At 62.3% G+C, this 9,233-nt stretch carries 10 protein-coding genes; all 10 read right to left on the bottom strand.

Annotated elements, in window-relative coordinates; all coding sequences use genetic code 11:
* Positions 1-834, bottom strand: an 834-nt coding sequence (gene nuoH / locus VGO04_RS24775) for an NADH-quinone oxidoreductase subunit NuoH (RefSeq protein WP_327498618.1), incomplete at its 3' end; no start/stop codon positions are given.
* A 20-nt stretch (positions 835-854) separates the two neighbouring features.
* On the bottom strand, positions 855-2,936 hold the full coding sequence (nuoG, locus tag VGO04_RS24770) for an NADH-quinone oxidoreductase subunit NuoG (RefSeq protein ID WP_327498617.1): 2,082 nt from the start codon (positions 2,934-2,936) through the stop codon (positions 855-857).
* Positions 2,937-3,046: 110 nt separating this feature from the next.
* Positions 3,047-3,694 (bottom strand): NADH:ubiquinone oxidoreductase, encoded by a 648-nt coding sequence (locus VGO04_RS24765; protein ID WP_327498616.1) that lies wholly within the window; start codon positions 3,692-3,694, stop codon positions 3,047-3,049.
* A 6-nt stretch (positions 3,695-3,700) separates the two neighbouring features.
* Positions 3,701-5,005: an NADH-quinone oxidoreductase subunit NuoF gene (gene nuoF, locus VGO04_RS24760; RefSeq protein WP_327498615.1), complete on the bottom strand. Its 1,305-nt coding sequence runs from the start codon at positions 5,003-5,005 to the stop codon at positions 3,701-3,703.
* A gap of 11 nt (positions 5,006-5,016) precedes the next feature.
* Positions 5,017-6,144, bottom strand: a complete 1,128-nt coding sequence (locus VGO04_RS24755) for an NADH-quinone oxidoreductase subunit E (protein WP_327498614.1) — start codon at positions 6,142-6,144, stop codon at positions 5,017-5,019.
* A gap of 16 nt (positions 6,145-6,160) precedes the next feature.
* Complete coding sequence (locus VGO04_RS24750; RefSeq protein ID WP_327498613.1) at positions 6,161-6,415, bottom strand: hypothetical protein; 255 nt, start codon at positions 6,413-6,415, stop codon at positions 6,161-6,163.
* A complete protein-coding gene (locus tag VGO04_RS24745; RefSeq protein ID WP_327498612.1) occupies positions 6,415-7,605 on the bottom strand; it encodes an NADH-quinone oxidoreductase subunit D in 1,191 nt (396 codons plus the stop codon). The genes VGO04_RS24750 and VGO04_RS24745 overlap by 1 nt, the downstream gene beginning before the upstream one ends.
* A 59-nt stretch (positions 7,606-7,664) precedes the next feature.
* Positions 7,665-8,270, bottom strand: a complete 606-nt coding sequence (locus VGO04_RS24740) for an NADH-quinone oxidoreductase subunit C (RefSeq protein WP_327498611.1) — start codon at positions 8,268-8,270, stop codon at positions 7,665-7,667.
* 18 nt (positions 8,271-8,288) lie between these two features.
* Positions 8,289-8,867, bottom strand: a complete 579-nt coding sequence (locus tag VGO04_RS24735; protein WP_104665718.1) for a NuoB/complex I 20 kDa subunit family protein — start codon at positions 8,865-8,867, stop codon at positions 8,289-8,291.
* Positions 8,858-9,223: an NADH-quinone oxidoreductase subunit A gene (locus VGO04_RS24730; protein ID WP_034803593.1), complete on the bottom strand. Its 366-nt coding sequence runs from the start codon at positions 9,221-9,223 to the stop codon at positions 8,858-8,860. The genes VGO04_RS24735 and VGO04_RS24730 overlap by 10 nt, the downstream gene beginning before the upstream one ends.
* Between the last annotated feature and the right edge of the window lie 10 nt (positions 9,224-9,233).

Raw genomic sequence — 9,233 nt, 5'->3', positions numbered from 1 at the left:
GACCGGAGGCAGCCAGCCGCCGAGGAAGAGGATCGTCGTCAGCGCGCACATCAGGCAGATGGCAGCGTACTCGCCGAGCATGAACATCATGTACGGCGTGGAGCCGTATTCGACCATGAAGCCGGCGACGAGTTCGGATTCCGCTTCCGGCAGATCGAAGGGCGGGCGGTTCGTTTCGGCGAGTGCCGAAATGAAGAACACGATGAACATCGGGAACAGCGCCAGCCAGTGCCAGTCAAGGAAGGATGCCGGCAGACCGAGGTTGGTGCCGATGCCCGTCGACTGTGCGTTGACGATGTCCGTCAGGTTCAGCGAACCGACGCAGAGCAGAACGGTAACAATGACGAAGCCGATCGAGACTTCGTAGGAAACCATCTGTGCCGCCGAGCGAAGCGCGCCGAGGAAAGGATATTTCGAGTTCGACGCCCAGCCGCCCATGATGATGCCATAAACCTCAAGCGAAGATATGGCGAAGACGAAGAGGATGCCGACGTTGACGTTCGCAATCACCCATCCGGCGTTGAGCGGGATCACCGCCCATGCGGCGAGCGCCAGCGTCACGGAGACGAGCGGTGCGAGCAGGAAGATCGCCTTGTTGGCGCCGGCCGGGATGACCGGCTCCTTGAAGACGAACTTCAAAAGGTCGGCGAAGGACTGGAAAAGCCCCCAGGGGCCCACCACATTCGGACCGCGACGCAGCTGGACGGCAGCCCAGATCTTGCGGTCGGCGAGCAGAATGTAGGCGATGAAAAGCAGCAGCGCGACCAGGAGCAGCAGCGACTGGGCGACCATGATGATCGCGGGCCAGACATAGGTCGAAATGAAAGCGTCCATGATACTCTATTCCCTCGCGCTCATTCCGCCGCAGCTTTGAAATTGTTGCGTGCCAAAGCCGAGCATTCGGCCATGACGGCGGATGCGCGCGCTATCGGGTTCGTCAAATAGAAGTCTTTGACCGGAGACGCAAACACGGATTTGCCCATCTCACCGGCTTTTTGGCCAAGTGCGGCAATTTCGTCGCCGTTGCCGGCAGCGATTGCGTCGATGTCGGCGAAATGCGGGTGCGCCGCATAGAGCTTAACGCGCAATTCGCCAAGCGAATCAAAGGGCAGCTTCTTGCCGAGGACGTCGGAGAGCGCGCGAACGATCGCCCAGTCTTCGCGGGCATCGCCCGGTGCGAAGCCGGCGCGGTTGCCGATCTGAACACGGCCTTCGGTATTGACCCAGGTGCCGGACTTTTCGGTGTAGGTCGCGCCCGGCAGGATGACGTCGGCGCCATGCGCACCGTTGTCGCCGTGTGAACCGATATAGACGGTGAAGCCGGACTTGCGGGCAGCCAGGTCGATCTCATCGGCGCCGAGCAGGAAGAGAACGTCAGAGCCGGAAACCATTTCGGCTGCCGTCTTGCCGTTCGCACCCGGCACAAAGCCGAGGTCGAGGCCACCAACGCGGGACGCAGCCGTGTGCAGAACGGCAAAGCCGTTCCAGTCGGCGGTCACAGCACCGACGGCGCTCGCGAGCTTGGCGGCAGCGGCGAGAACGGCTTGACCGCCCTCCCCTGCAACGGCGCCCTGGCCGATGATGATCATCGGGCGCTGCGCCTTCTTCAGGGTCGCGGCAAACTTGCCCTTGCCGGAAACGAGTTCGGCAAGCGTTTCGGTGCCGGCGCCAAGGTATTCGTATTCGTAGCGCAGTTCCCCGGGCTCGCCGATGACGGCGATCGGGAAGTTGCCCATGCGGTAACGCTTGCGGATGCGGGCATTGAGGACAGACGCCTCGAAGCGCGGGTTGGAGCCGACGATCAGCAGCGCGTCAGCGCTCTCGATACCCGAAATCGTCGGGTTGAAGATGTAGCTGGAGCGGCCGAAGGCAGGGTTGAGCGCTGCGCCGTCCTGGCGGCAGTCGATGCTCTCGGAGCCGAGAGACGCGATCAGTTCCTTCAGCGCGTACATTTCTTCGACCGAAGCGAGGTCGCCGGCAATCGCACCGATCTTGTCGCCAGAGGTGTTGGCAACTGCAGCCTTGACCGCTTGGAAGGCTTCGCCCCAGGTGGCAGGCTGCAAACGGCCATCCTTCTTGACGTAAGGACGATCGAGACGCTGCGTCTTCAGGCCGTCCCAGATGAAGCGGCTCTTGTCGGAGATCCACTCTTCGTTGATCTCTTCATTGACGCGCGGCATGATGCGCATGACTTCGCGGCCGCGGGTATCGACGCGGATCGCCGAACCCAGCGCATCCATCACGTCGATGGATTCGGTCTTGTTCAGTTCCCACGGACGGGCGGTGAAGGCGAACGGCTTCGAGGTCAGCGCGCCGACCGGGCAGAGGTCAACGACGTTGCCCTGCAGTTCCGACGTCATCGCCTGCTCGAGATAGGTGGTGATCTCGGCGTCTTCGCCGCGGCCAATCAGCCCGAGTTCAGCGATACCGGCGACTTCGGTGGTGAAACGAACGCAGCGCGTGCAGTGGATGCAGCGGTTCATCACGGTCTTGACGAGCGGGCCGATATACTTGTCTTCGACGGCGCGCTTGTTTTCCTGGTAGCGCGAACTGTCGATGCCGAAGGCCATCGCCTGGTCCTGCAGGTCGCATTCGCCGCCCTGGTCGCAGATCGGGCAATCGAGTGGATGGTTGATCAGCAGGAATTCCATCACGCCTTCGCGCGCCTTCTTGACCATCGGTGTGGTCGTGAAGACTTCCGGGGCTTCGCCGTTCGGGCCCGGACGGAGGTCGCGCACGCCCATGGCGCAGGAAGCGGCGGGCTTGGGTGGCCCTCCCTTCACCTCGATAAGACACATACGGCAGTTGCCGGCGACCGACAGCCGCTCATGGAAACAGAAGCGCGGAACCTCGGCTCCGGCCTCTTCGCACGCCTGAAGCAGCGTGAAATGATCCGGTACCTCGATCTCTTTTCCGTCGACTTTCAGCTTTGCCATCTTCGTACTCAATCCTGTCTTCCGTCCGTCGACCTGGAGGTGACGGACAATTCCAACACAGCCTTGCTGCTTGCGGGCGATGACCGTCTCCGACCCCGCCCCTTATCGTTTCAAGCGCCTTTCAGCGCCTTGGCCTGTCCGACCCAATCGTCCCGCCCGATCCGACCACCGAAACCCAACTCGTCGTCGAAACGGGCAATATCTGTTGCGCTCCAGGCGGCAATGTCGGCGAAGCCGCGAATGCCCTTCGCGTTCAGCACCTGCTCGAGCTTCGGTCCGATGCCGGAGATCCGCTTGAGGTCGTCAGCAACCGGCGTCTTGGCGGCGGCGCGAACCTTGGCGGTCTTTTCGGTCGCGACCTTCTTGCCAGCCGGCCTTGCGCTGGCACGCTTTGCCGACGCGGAGGGCTTCACGACCGTTTCCGCTTCGGCTGCGGCTGCCTGCGACGCCGTCCCGGCGACCTCAGAAAGCCCACGGGCGACCGGCTCGGCGCGCTTCTGCGCCGCTTCGACGGCACCCTGCATCGCGCCAAGCATGACGCCCGCAACGTGACTGGTGAAGCCGAAGCCGATCGCGGTTGCTGCCGCAACAGCGGCAGCCGGATGAACCATCAGCGGGTGCAGCGGCACCTGCGGCAAGTTCTTCATCCATTCGCCCATGCCGAACGGATCGGCCGGATCGCCGCCAAGCGGACGCGCGAATGGAATGCCTGCTTCGGCCTGTCCTTTCATCTGTCCCTCCTCGCGTGCGCCGGCCATCGTGCCTTACTCCGCCGCTTGCAATACCGCGCCGTGCGACGAGGCATTGCGCGTGTATTCGTCGATCCGCGCTTCCATCTCCGGACGGAAATGCTTGATCAGGCCCTGGATCGGCCAGGCGGCTGCGTCGCCGAGCGCGCAGATCGTGTGGCCTTCAACCTGCTTGGTCACGTCGAACAGCATGTCGATTTCGCGCTTCTGGGCGCGGCCGTGAACCATGCGTTCCATGACGCGCATCATCCAGCCGGTGCCTTCACGGCACGGCGTGCACTGGCCACAGCTCTCGTGCTTGTAGAAGGCCGAGAGACGCCAGATCGCCTTGATGATGTCGGTCGACCGATCCATGACGATGACGGCGGCGGTTCCAAGGCTGGAACCGACTTCGCGCAGGCCGTCGAAATCCATGATCGCGTCCTTCATCTGCGCGCCAGGCACGCAAGGAACGGACGAACCGCCGGGGATGACGGCGAGCAGGTTGTCCCAGCCGCCGCGGATACCGCCACAGTGCTTTTCGATCAGCTCGTGGAATGGGATCGACATCGCGTCTTCGACCGTGCACGGGCGATTGACGTGGCCGGAAACCGAATAGAGCTTGGTGCCGTGGTTGTTCGGACGGCCGAAGCTCGTGTACCAGCCAGCGCCGCGGCGCAGGATGGTCGGCGTGACCGCGATCGATTCGACGTTGTTGACGGTCGTCGGGCAGCCGTAGAGACCCATGTTGGCCGGGAACGGCGGCTTCAGGCGCGGCTGGCCCTTCTTGCCTTCAAGGCTTTCGAGCAGGGCCGTCTCTTCGCCACAGATGTAGGCGCCGGCACCATGGTGCACGTAGATGTCGATATCGTAGCCGAGCTTGTTGTTCTTGCCGAGCAGGCCGTAGGCGTAGCATTCGTCGATTGCCGCCTGCAGCGCCTCGCGCTCGCGGACAAACTCACCGCGCACGTAGATATAGGCGACATGCGCGCCCATGGCGAAGCTGGCGACGACGCAGCCTTCGATCAGCGTGTGCGGATCGTGACGCATGATGTCACGGTCCTTGCAGGTGCCGGGCTCGGACTCGTCGGCGTTGACGACGAGATAGTGCGGGCGGCCGTCGCTTTCCTTCGGCATGAAGGACCACTTGAGGCCGGTCGGGAAGCCGGCGCCGCCGCGTCCGCGAAGGCCGGAGGCCTTCACTTCGTTGACGATCCAGTCGCGGCCCTTTTCGAGCAGCTGCTTGGTGCCGTCCCAGTGGCCGCGCGCCATGGCGCCCTTCAGGGACTTGTCCTTGAGGCCGTAGATGTTGGTAAAGATGCGGTCTTCATCTCTGAGCATAATTCACCTCTTTACCGCGGCTTCTTGCCGAAGACTTTGATGTATTCGGCTTCGCCGCCCTTGGCGAGCGCCTTGGCCTGCTTGACCCAGTCGTCGCGCTCAATGCGGCCCTTGAAATTCAGGTATCCGTCGACCCACTCGCGCTCGGCCTTCTTCCACGAAGCAACTTGCGCGTAGGTGTAGATCCCCAGTTCGTTGAGCGTAACCTCGATCTTCGGACCGACGCCGGAGATCAGCTTGAGATCGTCGGCGGCTGCCGGCTTCTCGATGCCGGACGGGCGGTTCTTGTCTTCGAGCGAAGGCTTGCCGGAAACGGCCGGCGTCTTTGCCGGCTTCGACTTGTCGGCGGTGCCGCCTTCGACCTTGGTGTTGGCGGCAGCTTCTGCCTTTGCCGTCACCGGTGTCTTGATCGACGCGTTGGTCTCGGTCGCTGCGGTCTTCGGACGGGCGGCATTCGACGGCGGAACGGAAACCGCCGGTTCAGCGCTCGTCTTCTTCGCAGGAGTCGTGGCCTTGGCCGGAGCCGCGTCCACAAGCGTCAGCGTCGTCGGGCCACCTTCCGGCGCGGAATAGATGCGATCGATCTGCGGACCGGGGGTGACTTCGGCACCCTTGCCTGCTTCGAAACGGTCGATGATCTGCTCGAGCTGCTCGGGCGTCAGGTCTTCGAAGGTATCCTTGAAGATCATGACCATCGGCGCGTTGACGCAGGCGCCCTGACATTCGACTTCTTCCCAGGAGAGCGTGCCGCCCTCGTTGAGCGTGAAGGGATCGTGGGCGATCTTCTTCTTGCAGACCTTGATCAGGTCTTCGGCGCCGCGCAGCATGCAGGGCGTCGTACCGCAGACCTGGACGTGAGCGCGCGTACCGACCGGCTTCAGCTGGAACTGGGTGTAGAAGGTCGCAACTTCGAGCACGCGAATATAGGGCATGCCGAGCATGTCGGCGATCGACTCGATGGCGGCTTTCGTGACCCAGCCGTCCTGGTCCTGAGCGCGCATCAACAGCGGGATGACGGCGGACTGTTCGCGGCCCTTGGGGTATTTCTTGATCGTTTCCTTCGCCCAGGCGGCGTTGTCCTTGCTGAAGGCAAAGCTTGGCGGCTGGACAGTGTCTTCGGCTAGTCGACGAACGGACATTCTAGTGGACACCTTATCAGTTAATCGAACCGCACCGCGATTTCGTCACCGAGACGAATTCACAGGCATAGGCTGACTGGTCTTTCTGCAAAAATACGATGTAGCGCGTGCCATTGGCGACCGCGGCCTTGATCTCGTAACCCTTGGCCACGAGATCGGCCATCGAGCCCCCGCGCAAGCCGCTCGACGCACCGCTATCGACCGCGTCCTGTGCGGAGGCGGTCGATGCGAGCGCGAGAAGAGCGAGCGTGGCCAGGGGCGCGAGACGCATCAGCGGTCAACCTCACCGAACACGATGTCGAGGGAGCCCAGCACGGCCGAAACGTCGGCAAGCTGGTGTCCCCGACAGAGGAAATCCATCGCCTGGAGATGCGCGTAACCCGGTGCACGGATCTTGCAGCGATAGGGCTTGTTGGTGCCGTCGGAGACGAGATAGACGCCGAACTCGCCCTTCGGCGCTTCGACTGCGGCGTAAACATCGCCGGCCGGCACGTGATAGCCTTCGGTGTAGAGCTTGAAGTGGTGGATCAGCGCTTCCATCGAACGCTTCATCTCGCCGCGCTTCGGCGGGACGATCTTGCCGTCGAGCGACGAAACCGGGCCGACCTTGGCATCGCCGAGCAGACGATCGACGCACTGGCGCATGATGCGCGCCGACTGGCGCATCTCGATCATGCGGATCAGGTAACGGTCGAAGCAGTCGCCGTTCTTGCCGATCGGGATATCGAACTCGAGATCCGAATAGCACTCGTAGGGCTGCGAGCGGCGCAGGTCCCAGGCAGCACCCGAACCGCGCACCATCACGCCCGAGAAACCCCAGGCCCAGGCGTCATCGAGCTTGACGACGCCGATGTCGACGTTGCGCTGCTTGAAGATGCGGTTGCCGGTCAGGAGTTCGTCGATGTCGTCGACGGTCTTGAGAAACGGATCGATCCACTTGCCGATGTCTTCGACGAGTTCGTGCGGCAGGTCCTGATGGACGCCGCCCGGACGGAAATAGGCCGAGTGCATGCGCGCGCCGCAGGCACGCTCATAAAACACCATCAGCTTTTCGCGCTCTTCGAAGCCCCAGAGCGGCGGCGTCAGCGCACCGACGTCCATGGCCTGCGTGGTGACGTTGAGAAGATGCGAGAGGATGCGGCCGATTTCCGAATAGAGAACGCGAATGAGCTGGCCGCGGATCGGCACTTCCGTGCCCGTCAGCTTCTCAACTGCGAGCGCGAAGGCGTGCTCCTGGTTCATCGGCGCCACGTAGTCGAGGCGGTCGAAATAGGGCACGGCCTGCAGGTAGGTCTTGGTCTCTATCAGCTTTTCGGTGCCGCGGTGCAGCAGGCCGATATGCGGATCGACGCGTTCGACGATTTCGCCATCAAGCTCGAGCACCAGACGAAGAACGCCGTGCGCCGCCGGATGCTGCGGACCAAAGTTGATGTTGAAATTGCGGACGTTATGTTCGGTCATACCGATTGCTCCAGGCCGGACGGCAGCCGCTTGGGCGGCTACCGCGGGCCACTAAAGTCTTACCGTGCTTTCGCCTTCTCGTCGCCGGGCAACACGTAATCCGTGCCTTCCCAGGGAGAGAGGAAGTCGAAGTTGCGGAATTCCTGCTTCAGTTCGACGGGTTCGTAGACGACGCGTTTTGCCTGGTCGTCATAACGCACCTCGACGAAGCCGGTGACCGGGAAGTCCTTGCGCAACGGATGCCCTTCGAAACCGTAGTCCGTCAGGATGCGGCGCAGGTCCGGGTGGCCGGTAAACAGGATGCCGTACATGTCGTAGGCTTCGCGCTCGAACCAATCGGCGCCCGGATAAACCGGCGTTGCCGACGGCACCGGCTCGTTCTCGCCGGTCGACACCTTGACGCGCACGCGCAGGTTCTGGCGCGGCGACAGGAGGTGGTAGACAACGTCGAAACGGTCCGGCCGCTGCGGCCAGTCGACGCCGCAGACGTCAACGAAATTGACGAAGGCGCATTGCACGTCGTCGCGCAGGAACGTCAGCAGCGCGATGAGATTGGCGGACGTCGTCGTCAGCGTCAGCTCGCCGAAATTCAGCGATGCATCGGAGATCAGTGCGCCGCGCGTTTCGCGCAGATAGGACGCAAGCTCGTTCAGGGCTTCACTCATATCAAAGACCCCCTGCCCTTAGCGTTCGATCGTGCCGGTCCGGCGGATCTTCTTCTGCAGCAGAAGCACGCCGTAAAGAAGCGCTTCTGCCGTGGGAGGACAGCCTGGAACGTAGATATCGACGGGAACGACGCGGTCGCAGCCGCGAACGACGGAATAGGAATAGTGGTAGTAGCCGCCACCGTTGGCGCAGGAGCCCATCGAGATGACGTAACGCGGCTCCGGCATCTGGTCATAGACCTTGCGGAGTGCGGGCGCCATCTTGTTGGTCAGCGTGCCGGCGACGATCATGACGTCGGACTGACGCGGTGAGGCGCGCGGCGCGAAACCGAAGCGCTCGGCGTCGTAACGCGGCATCGACATCTGCATCATCTCGACTGCACAGCAGGCAAGACCGAATGTCATCCACATCAGCGAACCGGTACGGGCCCAGTTGATGAGCTCGTCGGTCGAGGTGACCAGAAAACCCTTGTCGGCGAGCTCGTTATTGATCTCGCCGAAGAATGCGTCATTGCTGCCGATCGGCTTGCCGGTCGAGGGATCGATGATCCCCTTGGCCTTGGGCGCAACGAGCGTGGTGCCGGATGCTAGTTCCATTCCAGCGCTCCCTTCTTCCATTCATAGATAAAGCCGATCGTCAGCACACCGAGGAAGACCATCATCGACCAGAAACCGAACCAACCCAGCTCATGGAACGAGACCGCCCAGGGGAAGAGGAAGGCAACTTCGAGGTCGAAGATGATGAAGAGGATCGACACGAGATAGAAGCGGATGTCGAACTTCATGCGGGCGTCGTCGAACGCATTGAAGCCGCACTCGTAAGCCGACAGCTTTTCCGAATCAGGAGCCTTGAAGGCGACGGCGAAGGGAGCAATCAGAAGCGCCACACCGATCACCAGTGCGATTCCAATGAAAATCGCGATCGGAACGTAGGAACCGAGAAGTTCAGTCATTGTTATCCGT

It is taken from the genome of Ensifer sp., assembly GCF_035999185.1.
Taxonomy (GTDB): domain Bacteria; phylum Pseudomonadota; class Alphaproteobacteria; order Rhizobiales; family Rhizobiaceae; genus Ensifer.
This window is presented reverse-complemented; position numbering and strand designations above follow the sequence as displayed.

Excerpts from the sequence above, each read along its gene's own strand:
- nuoG (WP_327498617.1), bottom strand. The coding sequence starts at position 2,936 with ATGGCAAAGCTGAAAGTCGACGGAAAAGAGATCGAGGTACCGGATCAT.
- VGO04_RS24765 (WP_327498616.1), bottom strand. The coding sequence starts at position 3,694 with ATGGCCGGCGCACGCGAGGAGGGACAGATGAAAGGACAGGCCGAAGCA.
- nuoF (WP_327498615.1), bottom strand. The coding sequence starts at position 5,005 with ATGCTCAGAGATGAAGACCGCATCTTTACCAACATCTACGGCCTCAAG.
- VGO04_RS24755 (WP_327498614.1), bottom strand. The coding sequence starts at position 6,144 with ATGTCCGTTCGTCGACTAGCCGAAGACACTGTCCAGCCGCCAAGCTTT.
- VGO04_RS24750 (WP_327498613.1), bottom strand. The coding sequence starts at position 6,415 with ATGCGTCTCGCGCCCCTGGCCACGCTCGCTCTTCTCGCGCTCGCATCG.
- VGO04_RS24745 (WP_327498612.1), bottom strand. The coding sequence starts at position 7,605 with ATGACCGAACATAACGTCCGCAATTTCAACATCAACTTTGGTCCGCAG.
- VGO04_RS24740 (WP_327498611.1), bottom strand. The coding sequence starts at position 8,270 with ATGAGTGAAGCCCTGAACGAGCTTGCGTCCTATCTGCGCGAAACGCGC.
- VGO04_RS24735 (WP_104665718.1), bottom strand. The coding sequence starts at position 8,867 with ATGGAACTAGCATCCGGCACCACGCTCGTTGCGCCCAAGGCCAAGGGG.
- VGO04_RS24730 (WP_034803593.1), bottom strand. The coding sequence starts at position 9,223 with ATGACTGAACTTCTCGGTTCCTACGTTCCGATCGCGATTTTCATTGGA.